The sequence below is a fragment of the Vibrio sp. 1978 genome (genome assembly GCF_033344345.1).
This window is the reverse complement of sequence record NZ_JAWPOP010001118.1, coordinates 1-502: the sequence shown is the minus strand read 5'-3', so window position 1 is coordinate 502 and position 502 is coordinate 1. Positions and strand designations below refer to the sequence as shown.

At 46.4% G+C, this 502-nt stretch carries 1 pseudogene; it reads left to right on the top strand.

Going from position 1 to position 502, the window contains the following annotated elements:
• Positions 1-502, top strand: a pseudogene (locus R8N49_RS30955) (two-component sensor histidine kinase); the annotation flags it as partial.

Below are 502 nucleotides of genomic sequence, written 5' to 3'. Positions count from 1 at the left end.
TGTGGTTGTGTTGAGTCCAGAAGGCGCGTTCGATAAACAATTGATGTCATTAGTGACGCTGAACGGCGATATTCAGAAAATACAAGAGCAAATCGCGCTCAGCATGGAAGCCATTCATCAACAAATTGGTGAACTGGTTTCTACTGCGGATCAAACGTTCAAACAGGTGAAGAGTGAAACCGCCGAGCGTGTGTCTTACGGCAACCACGTTTTGATTGTCTGCTTTAGTTTGTCGATCATGACGAGCATGTTCTTGACGTATTACTTCATCAACCGCCGCATTGTGGCGCGTTTGATAGGGTTAGGTGACAGTATTGATGCCATAATCAAAAACGACCTGAGCCATCCGGTTGTGGTGGACGGCAATGATGAGATCGGACGCTTGAGTGAAAAGCTCATCGAATATGGTGAAAAGGTACAGGAAATTCAGCGGACTAACGCTTTGAGTCTGATCAACAACACCACGGCGAGTTTGATTACCAGTGACCTCAATGGCGTAGTG